This window comes from Gordonia sp. 852002-51296_SCH5728562-b (genome assembly GCF_001665475.1).
Lineage (GTDB): Bacteria > Actinomycetota > Actinomycetes > Mycobacteriales > Mycobacteriaceae > Gordonia > Gordonia sputi.
In genome coordinates, this window is sequence record NZ_LZMI01000076.1 from 38,108 (window position 1) to 58,908 (window position 20,801).

General features: G+C 65.9%; 17 protein-coding genes. 3 read left to right on the forward strand and 14 right to left on the reverse strand.

Features of this window, described 5'->3' with window-relative positions:
- Positions 1 to 15: 15 nt before the first annotated feature.
- The 11 genes from A5766_RS13870 to A5766_RS13920 all read right to left on the reverse strand — a co-directional run bounded on the left by A5766_RS13870 (position 16) and on the right by A5766_RS13920 (position 11,560).
- Positions 16 to 912: a hypothetical protein gene (locus tag A5766_RS13870; RefSeq protein WP_064905083.1), complete on the reverse strand. Its 897-nt coding sequence runs from the start codon at positions 910 to 912 to the stop codon at positions 16 to 18.
- Positions 902 to 1,690 carry a hypothetical protein gene (locus A5766_RS13875; RefSeq protein WP_064865627.1) on the reverse strand — a complete coding sequence of 263 codons (789 nt, stop codon included), beginning with the start codon at positions 1,688 to 1,690 and terminating at the stop codon, positions 902 to 904. The genes A5766_RS13870 and A5766_RS13875 overlap by 11 nt, the downstream gene beginning before the upstream one ends.
- A gap of 118 nt (positions 1,691 to 1,808) precedes the next feature.
- Entirely contained in the window at positions 1,809 to 3,041 is a 1,233-nt protein-coding gene (locus tag A5766_RS13880) for an SfnB family sulfur acquisition oxidoreductase (protein ID WP_064862709.1), read from the reverse strand.
- 107 nt (positions 3,042 to 3,148) lie between these two features.
- Positions 3,149 to 4,258, reverse strand: a complete 1,110-nt coding sequence (sfnG, locus tag A5766_RS13885) for a dimethylsulfone monooxygenase SfnG (RefSeq protein WP_064862711.1) — start codon at positions 4,256 to 4,258, stop codon at positions 3,149 to 3,151.
- Between the two features lie 140 nt (positions 4,259 to 4,398).
- Positions 4,399 to 5,082 (reverse strand): TetR family transcriptional regulator, encoded by a 684-nt coding sequence (locus A5766_RS13890; protein ID WP_064905099.1) that lies wholly within the window; start codon positions 5,080 to 5,082, stop codon positions 4,399 to 4,401.
- Between the two features lie 83 nt (positions 5,083 to 5,165).
- Complete coding sequence (locus A5766_RS13895; protein WP_064905085.1) at positions 5,166 to 6,368, reverse strand: acetyl-CoA C-acyltransferase; 1,203 nt, start codon at positions 6,366 to 6,368, stop codon at positions 5,166 to 5,168.
- 69 nt (positions 6,369 to 6,437) lie between these two features.
- Positions 6,438 to 7,421 carry an NADPH:quinone oxidoreductase family protein gene (locus tag A5766_RS13900; protein WP_064905087.1) on the reverse strand — a complete coding sequence of 328 codons (984 nt, stop codon included), beginning with the start codon at positions 7,419 to 7,421 and terminating at the stop codon, positions 6,438 to 6,440.
- 79 nt (positions 7,422 to 7,500) lie between these two features.
- Entirely contained in the window at positions 7,501 to 8,625 is a 1,125-nt protein-coding gene (locus tag A5766_RS13905; protein WP_064862707.1) for an acyl-CoA dehydrogenase family protein, read from the reverse strand.
- A gap of 62 nt (positions 8,626 to 8,687) precedes the next feature.
- The gene (locus A5766_RS13910) at positions 8,688 to 9,896 is read right to left on the reverse strand and encodes an acyl-CoA dehydrogenase family protein (protein WP_064905089.1); all 1,209 of its coding nucleotides are present in this window, start codon (positions 9,894 to 9,896) and stop codon (positions 8,688 to 8,690) included.
- A gap of 52 nt (positions 9,897 to 9,948) precedes the next feature.
- Entirely contained in the window at positions 9,949 to 10,701 is a 753-nt protein-coding gene (locus tag A5766_RS13915; RefSeq protein ID WP_064862706.1) for an SDR family oxidoreductase, read from the reverse strand.
- A gap of 97 nt (positions 10,702 to 10,798) precedes the next feature.
- Positions 10,799 to 11,560 carry an SDR family oxidoreductase gene (locus A5766_RS13920; protein WP_005208356.1) on the reverse strand — a complete coding sequence of 254 codons (762 nt, stop codon included), beginning with the start codon at positions 11,558 to 11,560 and terminating at the stop codon, positions 10,799 to 10,801.
- 201 nt (positions 11,561 to 11,761) lie between these two features.
- On the opposite strand from A5766_RS13920, the gene A5766_RS13925 reads away from it, so the two are divergent.
- Genes A5766_RS13925 through A5766_RS13935 form a run of 3 tightly spaced genes read left to right on the forward strand, consistent with a single transcriptional unit; the run spans position 11,762 to position 14,797 of the window.
- Entirely contained in the window at positions 11,762 to 12,238 is a 477-nt protein-coding gene (locus A5766_RS13925; RefSeq protein WP_005208357.1) for a MaoC family dehydratase, read from the forward strand.
- Positions 12,239 to 12,281: 43 nt separating this feature from the next.
- Positions 12,282 to 13,793, forward strand: a complete 1,512-nt coding sequence (locus A5766_RS13930) for an AMP-binding protein (protein ID WP_005208358.1) — start codon at positions 12,282 to 12,284, stop codon at positions 13,791 to 13,793.
- Positions 13,790 to 14,797, forward strand: a complete 1,008-nt coding sequence (locus tag A5766_RS13935) for an NADP-dependent oxidoreductase (protein WP_064905091.1) — start codon at positions 13,790 to 13,792, stop codon at positions 14,795 to 14,797. The genes A5766_RS13930 and A5766_RS13935 overlap by 4 nt, the downstream gene beginning before the upstream one ends.
- A gap of 106 nt (positions 14,798 to 14,903) precedes the next feature.
- Here A5766_RS13935 and A5766_RS13940 read toward each other — a convergent pair whose 3' ends face one another.
- From A5766_RS13940 to A5766_RS13950, 3 genes are read right to left on the reverse strand one after another with little or no spacing between them, the layout of a single operon-like run.
- Positions 14,904 to 18,188, reverse strand: a complete 3,285-nt coding sequence (locus tag A5766_RS13940) for an acetyl-CoA carboxylase family protein (protein ID WP_005208360.1) — start codon at positions 18,186 to 18,188, stop codon at positions 14,904 to 14,906.
- Positions 18,185 to 19,927: an AMP-binding protein gene (locus A5766_RS13945; RefSeq protein ID WP_005208361.1), complete on the reverse strand. Its 1,743-nt coding sequence runs from the start codon at positions 19,925 to 19,927 to the stop codon at positions 18,185 to 18,187. The genes A5766_RS13940 and A5766_RS13945 overlap by 4 nt, the downstream gene beginning before the upstream one ends.
- 60 nt (positions 19,928 to 19,987) lie before the next feature.
- A complete protein-coding gene (locus A5766_RS13950; protein WP_039856765.1) occupies positions 19,988 to 20,626 on the reverse strand; it encodes an HAD family hydrolase in 639 nt (212 codons plus the stop codon).
- Between the last annotated feature and the right edge of the window lie 175 nt (positions 20,627 to 20,801).

The window sequence follows — 20,801 nt, forward strand, 5'->3', positions numbered from 1 at the left end:
CCTGCACCAGGGCAATCAGCAGGTACCGCGGGGAAGCCGAGCGGCGTTTCGGTTGAGCCAATTACCGATTGTGTTGAGCGCGGCGATGCCTCCCGACATCGAGCCACCCGCGGCGCTCATGGCGACGGCGGTCTGACGTCCGTCGGAGTACGTGATGAGTCCGATCTGCCTGACCAGGTACGAGCCATCGACACCCGGACCCCAACCGCCCTTCACGGCAGTCGATTTCGGCGTCGACATCACCTCGATGCCCCACTGCTGGTTGCCTGCGACCTGCCCCATCAGCGACACGACATGCGCTGTTCCCGGCATGCATGGCAGATGGGCGGTGAACGTGGCAGCGGCAGGCAACGTCCACACGGTCTGCCCGAAGACCGTGAAGCCGGCGCGCAATCTCTGTGCGGGCACGGTCGACTGAGTGTCGCCGCCCTCACGCAGGACCGCGGTGACCTTACGAGCGGCGACAGCATCGCTCCCCAGCGACGACCACAGCGACTCGGCAGAAGCGTTGTCGGAGTTGATGATCGCGTTCGATTCAGCGGCCGACGGACCGTTCTCGCGCTCGGCCGCGACAGCAAGCGGAACCTTGATCGTCGACCATGCCACCTGGGGTGTGTTGTCGCCCAACACAATCGGATCACTGCCGCCTCGGCCAACGGGGGCCAATGCAACTCCGACGGGTACTCCGACCTGCGCGGCGAGCGCTGCGAGCCCGCGTGCCCGCGGGTTCGCGACAGGAGCACTCGACGGCACCGACGCAGACGTCTGCGACGTCGTCGAACCGGTCACCGTCACCGTGACCGGAGTGATCTGGTTGTCACCGCGACCCGTCGTCGAACAGCTCGAAACGCCAAGAGCGCACACGGTGACCAGTCCGACGACACCGACCAGACCGCGCAGGTCAGTAGACATAGACCACCGCGTCGTTGCCGCCGCGACAGGCGACGACACCACCTTCCGGACCGCAGGACATGACGTAGCTCATTCCCGTGACCGGGCTGTAGGCGCTGATCACCCGCGACTGTCCCTTAACCCCGGTGCGCAGATACTCGTCCCGGACTGCCTGCGCGAACGAGCAACTCGTCACCGACGTACCCGCCGACACTCCGGCGCCGCAACTGACCGCTCCCGGCGGCGGGGTCGCAGGCGGCGCGACCGTCACGGTGGAGGTCGGCGCCGGATTAACCGTCTGCGTGACTGTGGGCGTCGACTGCGTGTCGGTCGACGAATCCGAGCTCCGATTGAGCAGGAAGTACGCGCCGACGATGAGCAGGCCGATGATCACCAGAGCGGCAACGCAGATCAGCACGATCATCAACGACTTGTCCCGACCCTGCGAACGTCCAGGCGGCGGATACTGCTGCGGGTAGGCCGACTGGGGGTAAGCGGGCGGGGGGTACGACATCGGTGCGGGGGCCGATGGATACGCGGGACCAGGCTGGGTCGGTTCGGAACGGGGCGGCTCCGGATAGGAGTAGTCGGCGTACATCGGCGGCTGATAGGCGCTCGGGTCGGCATCCTGTGACGTCCCCGGGTAGCCCGACGGATCCGTATACGCATTCGTGGACTTCCGGTAGTCGCCGGAGTCGTAGCCGCCGGTGGGGTCGTGGCCGGTGGGGTCGTAGCGTGAATCACCGCCCCCGGGATACTCACCCCCGGGACCTGACTGATCGTGCGGTGTCGGAGTCACACTGGCCACGTCCGATTCGTGAACATAGAGAAGAGAATATCCGGGATGGCAGATGATGCACGCCGGATCAGCGTAGCTACACCCCTCATTCAGATGACGTGGCCCCAGATGTCCACACTCAGATCACACCGTGAATCGGAGGGCTCTCCCCACGCAACACCCAGCGACCGATGTGCTGGTACTTCCAGCGCACCGGATCGTGCAGCGTGTGTGTCCTGGCGTTTCGCCAGAACCGATCGAGCGAGAGCTCGGCGGAGGCGCTGCGCGTGCCCGCAACCTCGAACAACGCAGAACTCACCGAATTCGACGCACGGTCGGCGACGGCCTTGGCGACAGCGACGGCAATCGACGCCTGAGCGGTGAGCGCTGGATCGTCGACGTCCTCGGCCGTCGCCGCGTCGACAGCTCTACTCGCCGCATCGAGCGTCGCTTCTGCCGCCGCGACCTCGACGCCGAGCTCACCGAAGCGTTGCACCGTCAACGGGTCGGCGTCTGCGCGTTCGACTCCTGCCTCGAACCACGGCCGCGACTTCGTGCGCACGAAGTCGGCGGCCGCGTCGAGTGCGCCGCGCGCGATACCGACGTCGATCGCGACGTGCAGTAGCTGGGCGAATGCGCCGTAGCCGGTCGGTTGAGCGACCGCCGGTGCGCGAGCCACGAGGTCGCCCGGGTCGACGTTGACCCCGGCGAACCTGACGGTCCCCGAGCCGGTCGTGCGCTGACCGAGGCCATTCCAGTCGTCGACGATCTCGACCCCAGGAGCGTCGGCCGCCACGAATGCGACGTACTCCCCCGGCTCGAACCCGCCTGCGGCTTCTTCGGTTTCGGACTCCGCGGTTTCGGCCCCTTCGGGCAAGCGCGTCAGTACGGCCAGGGTGTGCGCGAACAACGACCCTGTCGCATAGAACTTTTCGCCGTCGAGCACGAAGCGGTCGCCTTGCCGACGCAGCGTGGTGTTGATGTCCGCGACGGTCTTGCCACCCCGCTCCGACTGTGCGTTCGCGACACGGCCACCCTGCAGAACGTGACCGAAGATGCGCTGCGCCAACGCATCCGGCGCGGCCAGGCGGAGCAGGTTCAGATAGACGAAGTGGCTGTGCGGAATCTGCGCGATGTTGGGGTCTGCGGCCGCGAGTAGTCGGGCGACATCCGCGACGACGCTCGGCGCCAAGTCGGGACCGCCGAACCGCTGTGGGACGGTGATCGCGAGAAGCCCCGACGCGGACAGCTCGTCGATCTCCGCGTACGGGAGTCGGCGATCGCGGTCGCGCACCGCGGCGTCGACCTCGATCCGCGCCGCGACCTCACGTGCCCTCGCCAACGCCTCCGCAGCACTGGTCGGTACGACCACTGGATTCGCAGTCGGTACGGCGACTGGATCCGCAGTCGGTACGGTCTCTGCCGGCCGAGCAGTCAAACCTTCTGTCGCCGTTGATGTGTGGGGGTCTGTCGACACCGTCAGACCGTCGCGCTGCTTTCGGCGAGCTCGAGTTCGCGCACCAGCGGCAGCACACGCTCGCCGAAGTACTCGATCTCCTCCTGGAAGTGCAGGAATCCACCGAGAACGAGGTCGACGCCGAGCTTCTTGTACGCGACGATCCGCTCGGCGACCTGCTCCGGTGTACCGATCAGTTGCGTGCGGAAGCCGTCGTTGTACTGCACGAGATCCTCGAACGACGAGTCGGCCCACATGCCCTTCTTGTCGCCGGTCGAGCTGCCCGCCTGCTGTACCGCACTCCGAAAGCCTTCCACCGCAGGCTTGTTCGCCTTCTCGACGATCTCGCGCAGGGTGTCACGCGCCTCCGCTTCGGTGTCTCGCGCGATGATGAATCCGTTGAGTCCGAAGCGCACTTCGCGGTTGTGCGCGCGGGCCACGGCACGCAGATCGTCGAGCTGCTCGGTGACACCGTCGAAATCTTTGCCGTTGGAGAAGTACCAGTCGGAGTAGCGGCCACCATTATTGCGTGCCGCCGTGGAGTTACCGCCTTGGAACAGTTCGGGATTGGGCCGCTCCGGAGTGTTGAGCGGCTTGGGCTTGAGGGTGAAGTCGTGGATGCGGTAGAAGTCTCCGCGGTAGTCGACGTTGTCCTCGGTCCAGATCTTGCGGATCACCTCGAGGAATTCGCCGCTGCGTCGGTAGCGCTCGTCGTGCTCGAGCCACGGCTCACCGAGGTGGGTGAACTCGTCCTTGAACCAACCACTCACCACGTTGATCGCAAAACGCCCGCCCGACAAGATGTCTGCGGTCGCACCGAACTTGGCGAGCACTGCGGGATGCCACAGTCCGGGGTGAATGGCCGCGATCAGCTTCAGGCGTTCGGTCGCGCCGAGGAGCGCGAGGCTGAACGACGTCGACTCGTGCTGGAACTCGGCCCCGTAGCTCGCCTCGTACCGCACCTGGCTGAGCGCATACTCGAATCCGTTGTTCTCGGCGGTCTGTGCGAGGCGCTTGTTGTACTCGAAGTCCCACCCGGTCCGCTGCTCGATGTCGCTCGTCACGAGCCCACCGGACACGTTCGGGACCCAATACGCGAACTTGATCTCGTCGGCGATCTTCTCGGTGGACATGACACTCCTGTTGCTCGGCGGACGTCCGCTCTCGGACACAATCGACAGTCAGTGTCCTCGACGACGCCGCACCCGCCCACAGTTGTAATCGGCATGGATTCAAGTCGACGAAATGCGCCGACCTGTTCCCTGTCCGACGATCAGCGGTCGTCGGACGGCTCCCACTGCGCCATACCGAGGAACACGATGACCAACTGGCGCTGAGTGCGTTCGATGATCGCCGACTCCGCGCCTCGGCCGCGGTGCTCGCCGTCGAGGATGTCGGCGACGGCGGTCAGCATGATGCTCACGATGAGTTCCGCGGCGAGCTCGAGGTCGTCGGCGGTCCAGTCGGCGAGGTCGGGTATCCGCGACAGGTCGATGGCCAATTCTTTCGAGAACAACCGCAACTCGGTGTCGATGGCCCGCCTGATCTCCGCCAAACCGCCGTGCTGTTCGCGGATCAGGAAACGAAACGCCGGCTCGTTGTCGTGCACGTGCTGCAGCAGGATGTCGAGTGCGTTCTTCGCGGTCGGCAGTGCCTGCCTGGCGGCGAGGTCGCGACGCCCTTCGCGCAACGTGCGGCGCAGCACTCGCATCGAGTCCTCGACAAGCGTGACGCCAAGGTCTTCCATCGAGGCGAAGTGCCGGTAGAACGCGGTCGGGACGATGCCTGCACCCCGCGCGACCTCTCGCAGGCTGATACTTCCGAAGCTGCGTTCGGCGACGAGATCGAGGGTTGTACTGATCAACGCCTGCCGGGTGCGGTTCTTGCGGTCGGCGCGAGTCTCGGCGTCAGCCTCCCGACCGCCATGGGCGGAGCCGGAGCGTCGAGTCCTGGTCACCTGCCCGAGCTTATCTTGCCGCAGGTCAGGCCGACCCACCGCCGTCGCTCACGCCGACGCACCGCCACCCGGTCGGCGACCACTCAGCCGGCGACCTCGAAGAGCCCGGCGGCGCCCATACCTCCGCCGATACACATCGTCACCACGCAATAGCGGACGCCGCGTCGTCGACCCTCGATCAACGCATGCCCGACGCAGCGCGCACCCGTCATGCCGTACGGGTGACCGACCGAGATACCGCCGCCGTCGACGTTGAACCTCTCCGGATCGATACCGAGTTCGTCCCGGCAGTAGACGGCCTGGGACGCAAAAGCCTCGTTGAGCTCCCACAGACCGATGTCGTCGACGGTCAGCCCATGCTGCTTGAGCAGTTTCGGCACCGCGAGCACCGGCCCGATTCCCATCTCGTCGGGTGCGCATCCCGCAACGGCCATGCCCCGGTAGACACCGAGCGGTTCCAGTCCACGTCGTGACGCTTCGCGGGCTTCCATCAACACCGACGCCGACGCGCCGTCGGACAACTGCGACGCATTTCCCGCCGTGACGGTCGACGTCGCGGTGACCGCTCCGTCGGGAAGCACCGCGCGCAAACCGGCGAGCGACTCGCTCGTCGTCGACGGACGGTTGCCCTCGTCGCGATCGAGCATGACCTCCTGCTCCGACGTTTCACCCGTTTCCTTGTCGACGACCAGCTTGGTGGTCCGCAGCGGCACGATCTCGTCGTCGAACCGGCCGGCCTCCTGCGCTGCCGCTGTTCGCTGCTGGGAGATCAGTGCCAGCTCGTCCTGGCGCTCCCGGCTGACGCCGTACCGTTCCGCGACGATCTCCGCGGTCTGCAGCATCGGCATGTAGATGTCGCCGACATTGGCAACGAGCCACGGGTCCTGAGCCCGGTAGTTGTTCGCATGGTCGTTCTGTACCAACGAGATCGACTCGACGCCGCCACCGATGGCGATCTCCATGCCGTCGTCGACGATCTGCTTGGCGGCCGTCGCAATGGCCATCAGGCCGGACGCGCACTGCCGGTCGACGCTCATGCCCGACACCGAGTTGGGCAGTCCCGCACGCAGCAGCGCCTGGCGGGCGATGTTGAACCCGGTCGAGCCCTGCTGCATGGCGGCACCGAGCACGACGTCCTCGACCTCGCCGCCCTCAATACCTGCCCGCGACACCGCATGTGCGATGGAGTGCCCGGCGAGCTCTTGTGCCTGGGTGTTGTTGAACGCTCCTCGGTACGCCCTGCCGATCGGGGTGCGTGCGGTGGAGACGATGACTGCTTCGCGCATGAGTGTCCGTTCTTTCTGGTGCTGGTGCTTCTCGCGTGCTGGTGTTTTGCTTTGAGGTGTATGGCGGGCTCAGGGAATGAACACGAGGCGACCGACGGTCGTGCCCTCGCCAAGACGACCAACACCGTCGGCAACGTCGGACAGCGCAAGTCGTTCGCCCACAAGAGGTTTGACAAGACCCTTGTCGGCCAACCTGGTCAGTTCGGCGTGGCACTCGTCGATCACCGCCGGGTTCTTGGTCTGGTAGAGACCCCAGTGCAGCCCGACGATCGAGTAGTTCTTGATCAACGCATGGTTGAGTGCGGGTTGCGGAATGGTGCCTCCTGCGAAGCCGATCACCACAATGCGCCCCTCGAATGCGATGCACTTGGTCGATCCGGCGTACGCGTCGCCGCCCACCGGGTCGAAGACGATGTCGGCGCCGTGTCCGCCGGTGAACTCCTTGACCGCGGACACGAAGTCCTCGGAGCGCCGATCGACGACGATGTCTGCACCGAGTTCCTTGGCGTACAAAGCCTTTTCCGGTCCACCAACGACACCGATGACCTGCGCACCCGCAGCCTTGCCCAATTGAACTGCCGCACTGCCGACGCCTCCTGCGGCCGCGTGCACGAGCAGGTAGTCGCCCTCGGCGATCTGCGTCCGACGGTGCAGCGCGAACCATGCGGTCTGGTAGCCGATGCTCAGAGCGGCTGCCTCTGCGTCGTCGAGTGCATCGGGAGCGTGAAAGACGTTGGCCTGATTCATCAACGCGTACTCGGCGAACGCGCCGCCCGGCAGATTCGGGTTTCCCACGACCCGCTCGCCGACGACGGCACGATCGACTCCCTCACCGATGGCGACAACCTCACCACACAGTTCGACGCCGGGCGTGAACGGCAGCGGCGGTTTGATCTGGTACTTGCCCTGGCAGAGCAGGACATCGGGGAAGTTGGCCGGCGTGGCAAGAACTTTCACCAGAACCTCGCCGGGGCCTGCCGTGGGTGTATCGACCTCTTCTAGGGTCAGAACGTCGCGGGGATCACCGAGTTCGTTGACGCGCCAGGCTTTCATGGATGTGTCTCCTTCTATGGACTTCGAATGATGTTGTGGGATAGGCGGTGCCGAGGGCCGCGCCTTCGACGAGCAGGAGTCAGGCTGCGAGGTCGATCAGTTCGGCGAGGCGTCGGCGATGCCAGTAGCCGGTTCCGAACGCGAGTTGATCGGCCTTGGCCCGTTTGAGGTAGAGATGCGCCGGATACTCCCAGGTCATCCCGATACCGCCGTGAAGCTGCACGCATTCCTCCGCAGCGCGTACGGCGACGTCTCCGCAATACGACGCCGCCATGTGCGCAGCGATGGTCGCATCGAGGTCGCCGTGCGCCGCGGTGTCGGCGGCATAGCGGGCTGCCGCGCGTGCCGAACTGACTTCGAGCCAGAGGTCTGCCAGTCGGTGTTTGATCGCCTGGTACGAGCCGATCACCCTGCCGAACTGTCGACGCTCCTTGACATACGCGAGCGTCGTGTCGAGGCACCACTGCGCCACGCCGTACTGTTCGGAGGCCAGTAGTGCCACCGCGGTGGTGACGGCCGCCGTCAGCGCGGTTGCAGCGTCGGCGGTGTCGACTCGATTGGCGCGGACCCCGACCAGCTCGACGTCCGCGAGCGGACGCGTCATATCCAGCGACACAACGGGTTCGACGACGACTCCGGTGGCATCGGCGGCCACCACATGCAGCTCCAGCCCGTCCGGTCCGTTGACCGGGATGACGAGCAGATCCGCCTGTGCCGCACCGGCTACCGTCTCGACCCTGCCGTGCAGGACGCCGTCGACAGCATCGACCGACGCCGCAACGGCACCCGGCGTCGTCGAGAACGGAATCAACAGTGCGCCCGTCTGCTCTCCCCCGGCGAGAGCACTGACCGTGTCTACGTCGCCCGCGTGCAGGAGCGCCTCGGTCGCGAGCACCGCGCTCGTCAGGAACGGGGTGGGCGCCACGGCGCGACCGATCTCCTCGAAGACCACAGCGGCCTCCCGCTCGGTCGCCCCTGCGCCGCCGAGGCGTTCGGGCACAAGCAATCCCGCGACGCCGATCTCACCGGCAAGCGACCTCCAGAACGCAGCAGTGTCGATGGCCGGCTCGTCGTAGCTCGCCGACAGCGCAGCAGGGTCGAGTCGGTCCTCGAAGAGCCTGCGCACCGCGGCACGCAGCGCCTCTTCGGTATCGCCATAGGCAAGGTCCGGCTGCCCGGACTGCGGTGCAGTCGTCGGTTGCACAGACTGCGGTGCAGTCGTCGGCGCGGCGCCAGATGCAGTAGCAGTTGCGGTTGTGGTTGTGGTCACTGTGGTAGGTCCTTCCATGCGATTCCCTTGTCGACGCGGTGTTCCGGCGGCAGGCCGAGCACGCGCTCGGCCACGACGTTGCGCAGGATCTCCGACGTTCCGCCCTCGATCGAGTTGCCCTTTGCCCGCAGATATCGGTATCCCGGCCCGCGTCCGGTGAAGTCGACGGTGTCCGGGCGTCGCAACGTCCAGTCGTCGTAGCGCAGTCCTTCGTCGCCTGCCAACTCGAGTTCGAGTCCCGAGATCGCTTGTGCCTGACGGGCAAAAGCCAGCTTCATCGCGGAGCCCTCGGGGCCAGGTTGGCCCGCCGCGAGCTGTTGGCGGAGGCGTTCTCCGGCGAGGCGGGTGACCTCTGCGTCGATCCACAGTTGCATCACCCGATCCAATGCCGCGGGCTCGCGGTCGTCCGGATTCTGGCGCCACCACTGCGCGAGCTTGCCGATCATCCCGCCCTCCCGGGGATTACCGGAGCCGATGGCAACCCGCTCGTTGTTGAGAGTCGTGGTGGCAACCCGCCATCCGTTGCCGACGTCGCTGATGCGGTCGGCGTCGGACACACGGACGTCGGTGAGGAAGACCTCGTTGAACTCCGCTTCTCCGGTGACCTGGCGCAGCGGCCGGATCTCGATACCCGGCGCACTCATGTCGACGACGAAGTACGTGAGCCCGGAGTGTTTCACCGCGCCGGGGTCGGTGCGCGCCACCAGGATTGCGCGCTGGGCGTTGTGCGCGCCCGATGTCCACACCTTCTGACCGTTGACCACCCACGAGTCGCCGTCGCGTACCGCACGCGTTGCCACGCCTGCGAGGTCCGACCCCGCTCCCGGCTCGCTGAACAACTGGCAGTAGATGTGTTCACCTGTGTAGAGCGGACGTAGGAAACGGGCGCGCTGTTCCTCGGTGCCGAGCGCGGCGATCGTCGGTGCCGCCATTCCCAGTCCGATTCCGTTGCGACCGCGCGCGGGCCCCGGAGCACCGGCCGCGTCGAGCGCGGCATCCACGCCGGCCTGATAGGTCTGCGCGATTCCGAGTCCACCGTGGCCGACCGGGAAGTGCACCCAGGCCAGTCCGGCATCGAAACGTGCACCGAGGAAATCGCTTTCGGATGTCTCGGTCGGCGGATGGGTGGCGAGCAGCTGTGTCACGCGCGCGTCGAGGTCGGCGGTGATGTCGTCGGATACGGGCGCTGAAGCATCCTGGAGCACTGGGCATCGATCCTTTCGGGTAGCGGTGGAGTGATCGGCGAGGCGCGTGCCGTCAGTCCTTCGGTCCGCCGGCCACGTAGACGACCTGGCCGGAGACGAATCCCGCTCCCTCGGAGATGAAGAACGAGGCAGTGTGTGCGATGTCTTCCGGCTTTCCGGTTCGTGCGACGGGAATCGCTGCGGCACTGGCCTTCTTGAGCTCATCGAAGTCGACGCCCATCCGCGCAGCGGTCGCCGCTGTCATGTCCGTCTCGATGAATCCCGGTGCGATGGCGTTGGCCGTCACGCCGAACTTGCCCAGTTCGATCGCGAGCGTCTTGGTGAAGCCCTGCATGCCCGCCTTGGCCGCGGAGTAGTTGGCCTGACCACGGTTACCGAGCGCCGAGGTGCTCGACAGATTCACGATCCGACCCCATCCGGCGTCGACCATGTACTTCTGCGCTGCCTTGCTGACGTTGAAGGCACCGCGCAGATGCACCGCCATGACCGTGTCCCAGTCGTCGACGCTCATCTTGAACAGGAGGTTGTCGCGAAGCACGCCAGCATTGTTGACGACAACCGTCGGCGCGCCGAGTTCGGCGACAACCTTCTCTACGGCCGCGCTGACCGATGCCTCGTCGGAGACGTCGGCGCCCACGGCGATCGCCTTGCCGCCGCCCGCGGTGATTGCGGCCACGGTGTCGGCGCATGCCGCGGCGTCGAGATCGAGCACCGCGACGGCAAGCCCGTCGTCGGCAAGCCTTTTCGCGATCGCGGCGCCGATTCCGCGCGCTGCTCCGGTGACGATCGCTACCTTCTGCTTCATGGTGTTTCCTCCGTTGTTCGGTATTGAGGTCGATCTCAGAATGTGCTGTATGTGAATGTGGTTGTGAGCGTTGATGTGTGGTCGTGCCCCGAGCGGACTATCGGTACTGCGAGGCGTCGCCGAGTCGTTGGCCGCCGTCGATCACCATCACCTCGCCCGTCATCCACGACGACGCGTCGGAGGCGAGAAAGACGATGGCCGACGCGATGTCCTCGGGCTCGCCGATTCGGCCGAGCGGCGTGGCGGCGGCAACCTGCGGCTCGTGCTCTCGCCACAGCGCCTCGGCGAGCTTGGTGCGGACGACGCCGGGCGCGACGCCGTTCACCCGGATGCGCGGAGACAACTCGAGCGACAGTTGCTCGGTGAGGTAGATCAGCGCCGATTTCGTGGTGTTGTACACGCCGATGTTCGCCTCGTGAACCATCCCGCCGATCGACGCGGTGTTGATGACCGATCCCCCGCGCTCACCCATCCACGCCTGCACGGCGAGCTTCGTCCACAGCAGGGGCGCCCAGAGGTTCACGTCGACGGTCTTGGCGAATCGTGCGTGGTCCTGGGTGATGAGCGGGCCCGCGGCAGGGTTGGTCCCGGCGTTGTTGACCAGAATATCGATGCTGCCGAAACGTTCCAGCGTGAGTTCGACGCAGCGTTGCGCGGCATCCTCGTCGACAGCGTGGGCCGCGACGCCGAGCGCGCGAGGTCCGATCTGAGCCGCCGCCGCGTCGGCCGACTCCTGCTTGCGCGAGGTGACGACGACGTTGGCGCCGGCGTCAGCCAGTGCAACCGCGGCGGCGAGGCCGATACCGCGCGAGGCCCCGGACACCAGTGCCGTCCGTCCGGCGAGTTCGTGAGATGTCATGGCGCAGAGATCCTTTCGGTGGTGAGCAGGCCGACGTCCCGTCGGGTCGTCGTCGACGTCGTCGTTGAGAATTTGTTTGCGAGGCAGAGCGCCCCCTCACAAACTGACCCATAACGTGATCGCAGTCTCGACAACCATCTATAGTTGAAGGTGATTTCAGATTCAACATCGCCCCGTGGCGATCTGAGCACAGGAGGAACCTTGACCACCGCAACACAGCCCGTCCGCCCGACCACGGCCGCCGATCTCACCGAGCTGGTCGGAACCGAACTCGGGCCGACACCGTGGTACTCCGTCGAGCAGGACCGGGTGAATGCCTTCGCCGACGCCACCGATGACCACCAGTGGATCCACCTCGACACCGAGCGCGCCGCCGCCAGCGACCTCGGCGGGACGATCGCACACGGCCTGCTCACCCTGTCCCTCGGACCCCACCTGTCGAGCCAGTTGATCAAGTTCGACGGTTTCGCGCACAGCCTCAACTACGGCTACAACAAGGTCCGTTTCCCCGCTCCCGTACCCGTGGGTTCGCGCGTGCGTATGCGCGTCACCGTCGTATCCGCCGACGAGGTCTCCGGTGGCATCCAGGTGGTGACGTCGCAGGTCATGGAGCGTGAGGGCTCCGACAAGCCGGTGATGGTCGCCGAGTCGATCGCCCGGGTCGTCGCCGCTTCTTGACGCACAACGACGTGTCCACCACCTCGATCTGAAAGGCATTCCCATGGTCAATCTCATCGATCCCGTCGTGCGTCACGCGACGACACGGCCCGATGCGACCGCTCTTCTCGGTGGCTCGACGTCACTGACCTACGGAGAGTTCTACGACGCGGCGTTGGCCTATGCCGGGGCGCTGCGCGATGCGGGCATCCGACGCGGAGATCGTGTGCTGCTCGCGGCACCTTCGGTCCCCGAGTTCGCGATTGCCTACATGGGCATTCAGGCGCTCGGCGCCACCGTGATCACCGTCAACACGATGTCCACCGCCGCAGAGGTCGGCTACTTCCTCAGCAACTCACAGGCGTCACTGGCCATCGGGCACGTCACGCTCGGCCCAGCGGTCGTCGATGCCGCAGCGCAGGCCGGTGTTCCCTCGTGGCAACTCGACGCCGCTGCGGCGAGTCCGGGTAACGCGACCGCAACACCACTGGAGACCCCCGTCGACCGCGCACCCGACGAGACCGCCGCCCTGCTCTACACCTCTGGCACCACAGGAAAGCCCAAAGGCGCCGAGCTGACGGTCAAGAATCTGCTGTCGGCCGGAGAAGTGGCAGGCGAGGTCAGCAGGGGCACCGCAGACGACAGGTTGGGTACCGGACTGCCGCTGTTCCACGTCTTCGGTCAGGCGTCGGTGATGATGGCAGCCTTCACCACGGGCGCATCGATGTCGCTGCTGAGCCGGTTCACCCCGCGCGCAATGATCGACATGCTCGCACGCGATCGGCTGACAGTGATGTGCGGCGTCCCGACCATGTGGAACGCGATGCTGCACGAGGCGACGGAAGCGGACGGCGAAGGTTTTGCACATCTGCGCGTTGCCGTCTCCGGCGGAGCGTCGCTGCCCGGGGAGATCGCACGCGCCTTCGAGGAGCGCTTCGGGTGCACCCTGCTCGAGGGCTACGGGTTGACCGAGACCACCGCGATGGCGACGTTCAACGACATCGACCGCGGCGGAAAGATCGGTAGCACCGGCGCCGTGGTGCCGCGCATGCGCGTCGAGGTACGCGACGCCGACGGAGCCGTGTGCGCACCGGGCGTCGTCGGTGAGGTGTTCATCGCGGGCGACATGGTGTTCAAGGGTTACTGGCGCAATGACGAGGCGACCGCCGCGGCACTGTCGCACAACGGTTGGTTCCGCACAGGCGATCTCGGCGAGATCGACGTCGACGGTGATCTACGGATCGTCGACCGCGTGAAGGATCTGATCATCCGTGGTGGCTACAACGTCTATCCCGGCGAGGTCGAGGAGATCCTCTACCAGCACCCGGATGTGGTCGAAGCGGCAGTCGTCGGCGTCCCCGACAGCCACTACGGCGAAGAAGTCGCGGCGGTCGTCGTACTGACGTCGGGAGCAACAGCCACCCACGACGACATCGAGTCGTGGTGTCGAGAGCGGTTGTCCGCCTACAAGATTCCCCGCATGGTCTTGTTCGTCGACGAGCTACCCAAGGGATCTACCGGAAAGATCCTCAAACGCAACATCGATCGCACGTCACTGAGGAGGACCACCGCATGAGCGCAGTCAACCGCCAGATCAGACTCGCAGCTCGACCCACGGGTGAGATCGACGAGAACACTTTCACCGTCACCGAAGAACCGATCCCACAACCGTCGGCGGGCGAGTTCGTTGTCGCCGTCGACTATGTCTCGGTCGATCCCGCCATCCGCGGTTGGCTCGACGACGTGCCGTCGTACATCCCTCCGGTGGGTATCGGCGAGGTCATGCGCGCACACGCCGTCGGCACCGTCGTGGCGTCGGAGAATGACAAGTACCCCGTGGACACCGTGGTGTCCGGACCGTTCGGTGCGCAGGAGTACGCTGTGTCCGACGGCCACGACATCATGGTGGTCGATACCGATCTCGCGCCCGCACCGACCTGGCTCGGCGCGCTCGGATTCCCCGGAATGACAGCGTATTTCGGGCTGCTCGACGTCGCACAGACGAAGCCGGGCGACACCGTGCTGATCTCGGGCGCGGCGGGTGCCGTCGGCAGCGTCGCCGGGCAGATCGCAAAACTGATGGGCTGCAGGGTGATCGGGGTGGCCGGTGGCGAGCGCAAGTGCTCATGGCTGACCGACGAACTCGGATTCGACGCCGCCATCGACTACAAGCAGGGTTCCATCGGCAGACCGCTGCGTGCGGCCGCTCCCAGGGGCATCGACGTGTACTTCGACAATGTCGGTGGCGATGTGCTCAATTCGGCTCTGGCACAGTTGCGTACACACGCACGCGTGGCGATCTGCGGAGCGATCTCGGGGTACAACGCCACGACGCCCCCGCCCGGGCCGTCGCGCTACCTATCGCTGTTGATCAACCGCGCGTCGATGGCCGGATTCATCATCTTCGACTACCGGCGTCGCTACCCGGAGGCTCAAGCCGCATTGCAAGCCTGGATTCGGTCGGGTCAGATCACCGCGGCCGAGCAGGTCGAGAAGGGCGACATCACGGCGTTCGGCGACACTCTCGCCATGCTGTTCTCCGGAGCCAACACGGGCAAGCTGGTGTTGCAGATCCGTTAGCCCGATCGGGCCCCAAGGGACGTAACCCTTTCGTACGAAACCCAGAGCGGGGGAGGAGATTTCCTCCCCCGCTCTGGGTTTCTCACGCTGTTCTGTTGTTCCGCTCTTACTGGTGTCGCTGACGACCGAGCTGACGAATCCACGCCCGTGAGTCGGCGGGATCGATCACATCGTCGAGTTCGAAGGTCGTGGCGGAGTGCAGCGCCTTGCCGTGCTCGTACGCTTTCGCCACCAACTCGGCGAACAACGCGTCCCGCTCGGCAGGATCATCGATCGCCTCGAGCTCCTTTCGGAATCCGAGTCGTACCGAACCCTCCAGTCCCATCGGTCCGATCTCGCCCGTCGGCCACGCGACGGTGAACTGCGGTGCGTGGAACGAGCCGCCCGCCATTGCCATCGCACCGAGACCGTAGCCCTTGCGCAGGATGATCGTTCCCAACGGCACAGTCAGCCGCGCGCCGGCGACGAACAACCGTGAGAACCGGCGCACGGTTGCATGCTCCTCCGAATCCGGCCCCACCATGAATCCCGGTGTGTCACAGAGGGTCACCACTGGGAGCCTGTGTGCTTCGCACATTTCCAGGAAGTCGGCAGTCTTGTCGGCGGCCTCCGCGTCGATCGCGCCACCGAGGTGCGCACTCGAGTTCGCGACCACTCCGTATGCCACGCCTTCGACTCGGATCAGCGCGGTGACGACTCCCATGCCGTAGTCGGCCCGCACCTCGAGCGTTGAGGCGGGATCCGCAATGGAGTCGATCGCCTCGCGAACGTCGTAGGCGCGCAGGCGATTCTCGGGTACCACGTGTCGGGAGAGCCTGGTGTCCGGCGCGTCCCAGTCGACGACGTCGCCCTGGAAGTACGCGAGGTATCGCCGTGCCAGATCGACGGCGTCGGCTTCGTCGCGCGCCGCGATATGCACGACGCCGTTGCGACGCTGAAGCTCGACCGGCCCGATGTCCTCGGGACGGAACACGCCGAGACCACCGCCCTCGACCATCGCCGGACCGCCCATGCCTATGTTGGCTTCGGGTGTGGCGATGAGGACGTCACACGCTCCGGCGAGTGCGGCATTGCCCGCGAAACACCGACCCGAGACAACAGCGATCGTCGGCACCCGGCCGCGCAACGAGGCCATTTCTCGGAACGTGTTGAGCTCCAGGCCCGCCGCACCGTTGGCATCGGTATCACCCGGCCGGCCTCCACCGCCCTCGGCGAAAAGCACCAGCGGAACATTCTTGCGCTTGGCCAACTCGATCAGCCGATCGGTCTTGGCGTGGTTACGCAGTCCCTGCGTGCCCGCCAGCACCGTGTAGTCGTACGAGATAACCACAGCTTCAGCAGCTTTGGCACCGAACCGGTCGGCACCGATCGTCGCCACGCCGCCAACCAGTCCGTCGGCGGGAGTGTTCGCAACGAGGTCTTCTTCGGTGCGGCGCGTGCGCTGAGCGGCAAGTGTCAACGCCCCGTATTCGACAAAGCTGTCGTCATCGACGAGGTCGGTGATGTTCTCGCGAGCGGTACGTCGACCGATTCGGTGGCGCTTGGCAACCGCGTCGGGACGCGCGGCGTCGAGCGTCACCTCGTGCCGCGCGTTGATCTCGGCGAGATCGGGCCGGATGTGGCCCGGGTCGATCTCGGCGCGAGTCTCGACATCTGCATCACCGCCAGCAGCTCCGACGACCGCCAACGGTCGACCGGTTGCGACGGCCTGACCCGGTTCGACCAGCGCCCGGATCAGTGTTGCCGCGGTGGGCACCGACACGGTGTGCTGCATCTTCATCGCTTCCAGCACGACGAGTGCCGTACCGGGCGCTGCGGCGACGCCCGCCTCCGCCACCTCGACGACCACCCCGGACATCGGGGCCACCAGCACGTCCTCGCCGTCGGCGAGTTCGACGTCGAGGACCGGCGCCTCGGCGTCGTCGGCGATCGGCTTGGCCGCGCCTGCGGTGTCGAATTCGGTTGCACGCGCGACGAGTTCGTCGATGTGCTCGCCGAGGTACCCCGTCGTGACCGAGCCTGCGCCGAATGCCTTGTCGCCGAGTATCGCGCGTAGCAGGCCGACGTTGGTCGCGACGCCGTCGATGACGAATTCGCCCAACGCATCGGCGGTCTTGCGCGTCGCGATGGTGAAATCACCCCGCGCTGTGTGGCCGATCACCTTGGCGAGCAACGAATCGTAGCGCGGGCTCGTTGTGAGGCCCGGCCGCCCGAACGTGTCCACCCGGACCCCGGGTCCCGTTGGCGCTAAGAACGACCGCAACGTGCCCGATTGCGGCACCGTCGTGCCATCCGGGGTTGTGGTCTCCATGTTCACGCGCGCCTGGATCGCGACACCCGCCGTATCCACGGGTGTTCCGGTCACGGCTTCACCGTCGGAGGTGATGCCCGCGGGTAGCCCCAACTCTCCGAAGCGCCGGTCTGCGGCGATGGCCAACCCGATCTCGACGAGGTCGCAACCGGTCACCTCTTCGGTGATGGTGTGCTCCACCTGAATTCGCGGATTGACCTCGAGGAAGACGAATCGATCTCCCGCGACGAGGAACTCGACCGTCGCCAGCCCGCGATATCCGTTGGCGGCACACAGCCGTGCCGCGCACGCGTGCAGCCCGGCACGCATCTCGTCGGAGACGTGTTGTGCCGGTGCGATCTCGATGAGCTTTTGATGTCTGCGCTGCACACTGCAGTCGCGATCACCGAGCGCCAGTGCCGTAGTTCCAGATGTCGTTGTCCCCGAGCTGGACTCAGCCGAGATGATCTGCACCTCGATGTGCCGCGCCGAGCCGCACAGCTCCTCGGCAAACAGGTCCGCGTTGCCGAATCCCGCCAGTGCCTCGGCGGCACACGTCTTCATCGCGTCGCCGATCTGGTCGGCCGAGGTGACCTCGCGCATGCCGCGACCGCCACCGCCTGCCACCGCTTTGATCATCACGCCCGACGGGTGCGCGGCGAGCAGTTGGGCGACCTGCGCCTCGTCGACCCCGCTCTCGGTGGCGTCGAGGACCGGCACCTCTGCGGCGATCGCTGCTCGTCGTGCCGACGCCTTGTCGCCGAACGTCTCGAGGGCTTGTGCCGACGGACCAACGAACCGCAGACCGGCGACAGCACAGGCGCGCGCCAAACGTGGCTCCTCGCTGAGGAATCCGTATCCGGGATGGACAAAGGTGGCGCCGGTGCGCTGCGCGGCGTCGACGATCGCGTCGACGTCGAGGTACGCCTGCGGTCCGACGCCCTCGAGCGCGAGGGCCTCGTCGGCGGCACTGACGTGTGGTGCCTCGGCGTCGTCCGCGGCATACACCGCGACGACGCGATGCCCGGTCTCGCGGGCGGTGCGGATGATACGGAGAGCGATCTCCCCACGGTTGGCGACGAGTACGGTTGCTGAACTCATGCTTTTCCTACCTTCGCGAAGAGGTCGCCCTTGCGTACCTTGCCCGTTGCGGTCATCGGAAGTTGTTCGATGATCTCGATCTCCGGCACCTTGTAACCTGCCATGTTCTGTCGCGCCCAGGCGATGATGTCGTCGGCCGAGAGCTCTTCGCCGTCGCGCAGTTGCACGAAGGCGAAGGCGATCTGACCTCGTCGTCGATCCGGTTTGGGTACCACCGCAGCTTTGTCGACGGCCGGATGAAGCATCAGCAGCGACTCGACCTCCGAGGGGAAGACGCTCATGCCGTTGGTCTTGATCATCTCCTTGTTGCGCGCCAGGTAGTGCAGCGCGCCGCGCTCACTGAACTTGCCGAAATCGCCTGTCTGGAGCCAACCGTCGCGCAAGGCGTCGGCGGTCGCCTCGGGATTGCGATGGTAGCCGCCCATCACCGACGGACTGCGCACGATGATCTGGCCCTCGCTGCCAATCGGGACCGGATTGCCGTCGGCGTCGACGATCAGGATGTCCGTGCCGGGAACGGGTACCCCGCAGAACACCGGGTCGCCCAACAGGTCGTAGTCTCCGGCGGAGTAGCCGAGTGTGATGGTGTCCGCGGTGTGCGTTTCGGTCATCCCGTAGCTGCCTTCGCGCAACGTGTTCCCCGTCGCCTCACGCCAGCGAGCGCGGACCGTCGGGTCGAGTTTCGACACAAAAGACACTGCGAGCGGATTGGTCAACGAGGTGAGGTCGTGCGTCGAGAAGTCTTCGCGCTCCATCAATTCGATGTAGTTGTCGACGGTGCCGATCATCGAATCCACGCGATAGTTCTCGATGCCGTCGAGTACGACGCCCGCATCCCATCGCGTCAGCAAGACGACGGTGTCGCCGTTCACCAGTGGGACCAGGATTCCGGTGTCCTCCCCGGCGATCCAGAACACCGGCATGAAGACCAGCGACGCACCATGTACAGCCCCGACCCGACGGCCATGCGCCGCAGTCGCCGTGACCGCGGTGTAGAGCATGTGCCCCTGAGTGTGCCGGCATCCCTTGGGCATTCCGGTCGTCCCGCCCGTATAGTTCAGCGCGGCAAGACGATCCGGGTCGACCGGTGGAAAGTCGGTAGGCGCGGGCGTCCCGACGATCCGAGCCCAGTCCGTTGACTCCCCGGTCCGCTCGAACGGTGCGGCGGGGCTGTCCGCGAGCAGCATGTCGGAGAGATCTGTTGTCGCGATGACGCGCACCTGCGTGCGATCACGAACCGTCTCGACGAGGGCGGCGAGCGTTGGCTGGGTGATCACCACGCTCACCTCGGCGTCGGCGAGTTCGTGAGCGAGTTCGTGCTCGCGGAGCATCGGATTCACGGGCACATGAACGGCACCGAGTTTCAGTATCGCCATCATCGCGATGTGGAACTGCGGACAGTTGCCCAGGTACAGGCCGACGCTGTCGCCGACGCCAATCCCCTGTGCGCGGAGCCAGCCCGCCACACTGTCGGAAAGTGCGTCGTATTCGGCATAGGTGATCTCGCGGCCATAGAAGGCGATCGCCACTGCAGCTGGGGTCTCACGTGCCCAGTGCCGCAGGTAACCGACGATGCCCTGCGCCTCGACCGAGGATTCGACGGTCCGCGGTACGTCCACGGGCCAGTTCTCCTGCTGGATGCGGCTGACCTCCGCCAACGCGGTCTCGAGCGCGTTGGCGGCGCATGTAGACGGGGAGGTGGTGCTTGACGGCGAGGTAGTCGTCGATGAGGCGTTCACAGTGCTTCTCCTCGGTTCTCGATCATTCGTCCACGCGGGTGGACATCTGCGGTACGGATCTCACGCGGTTGCGGGTAGTCCGAACGTTTCGGTCAGTTGCCTCGCCGTGTCGGCGCCGTCGGTATGGAGGATGCCCGCGATCCCGAGCTTCGCTGCACCGTCGAGGTTCTGTTGGAGGTCGTCGATCATCACCGAATCCTGCGGCGCCACACCGAGCCGTTCGCACGCGATCTCGAAGATCCGACGCGATGGCTTGCGTATACCCACCTCAGCGGAGATGACGACAACATCCGCGAGCTCGCTGAGCTCGAAGCCCGCATAGGTGTCTCGTCCGAACGCGTTGGACACCAGGGCAACTGGAACCGACGCGGCGCGCAGCCGACCCAGCATGGCAATCGTCTCGTCGTCACGCTCGAGTCGATGCTGCATCCTCGCGGAGAGTCCATCGGACGGCACGCTTACGCCGTGTGCCCCGAGTCGGGCGGCGAAACCCTTGTCGAAGGTTTCGGCGTCGATCCGTCCTGCCTCATGATCTGCGAGCAGCGTGCGGGATTGCCCGTCGTGTCCGAGTAGACGCAGCGGCAGCTCACGGTCGCCGATCTCCGCGCCGAAGGCCCGGAAGGCGTCGAGCACGCTGGTGGTCACCACTCCCCCGAAATCGATGAGCACAGCTGATCGCGTAGTGGAACTTGATCGCATAGTTGAACTTGACCTCATATTCAATTTGTAACACACAACACGTTGCAAATGGGAGAGCTGCCCACCTCACAGAGGTGGGGCGCGGTACCAAATTTGGGGCCGCGGGTGGGGGGGGTGGGGGGGCGCCCCCCCCCCACCACAGTGGGGGGGGGCCCCCCCCCCCGGCGGGGGTGGG

What these genes read in the sequence shown, in the direction of transcription:
- A5766_RS13900 (WP_064905087.1), bottom strand. Translation starts at nt 7,421, where the DNA reads ATGAAAGCCTGGCGCGTCAACGAACTCGGTGATCCCCGCGACGTTCTG.
- A5766_RS13915 (WP_064862706.1), bottom strand. Translation starts at nt 10,701, where the DNA reads ATGAAGCAGAAGGTAGCGATCGTCACCGGAGCAGCGCGCGGAATCGGC.
- A5766_RS13940 (WP_005208360.1), bottom strand. Translation starts at nt 18,188, where the DNA reads ATGAGTTCAGCAACCGTACTCGTCGCCAACCGTGGGGAGATCGCTCTC.
- A5766_RS13870 (WP_064905083.1), bottom strand. Translation starts at nt 912, where the DNA reads ATGTCTACTGACCTGCGCGGTCTGGTCGGTGTCGTCGGACTGGTCACC.
- A5766_RS13930 (WP_005208358.1), top strand. Translation starts at nt 12,282, where the DNA reads ATGGTCAATCTCATCGATCCCGTCGTGCGTCACGCGACGACACGGCCC.
- A5766_RS13950 (WP_039856765.1), bottom strand. Translation starts at nt 20,626, where the DNA reads ATGCGATCAAGTTCCACTACGCGATCAGCTGTGCTCATCGATTTCGGG.
- sfnG (WP_064862711.1), bottom strand. Translation starts at nt 4,258, where the DNA reads ATGTCCACCGAGAAGATCGCCGACGAGATCAAGTTCGCGTATTGGGTC.
- A5766_RS13895 (WP_064905085.1), bottom strand. Translation starts at nt 6,368, where the DNA reads ATGCGCGAAGCAGTCATCGTCTCCACCGCACGCACCCCGATCGGCAGG.
- A5766_RS13920 (WP_005208356.1), bottom strand. Translation starts at nt 11,560, where the DNA reads ATGACATCTCACGAACTCGCCGGACGGACGGCACTGGTGTCCGGGGCC.
- A5766_RS13935 (WP_064905091.1), top strand. Translation starts at nt 13,790, where the DNA reads ATGAGCGCAGTCAACCGCCAGATCAGACTCGCAGCTCGACCCACGGGT.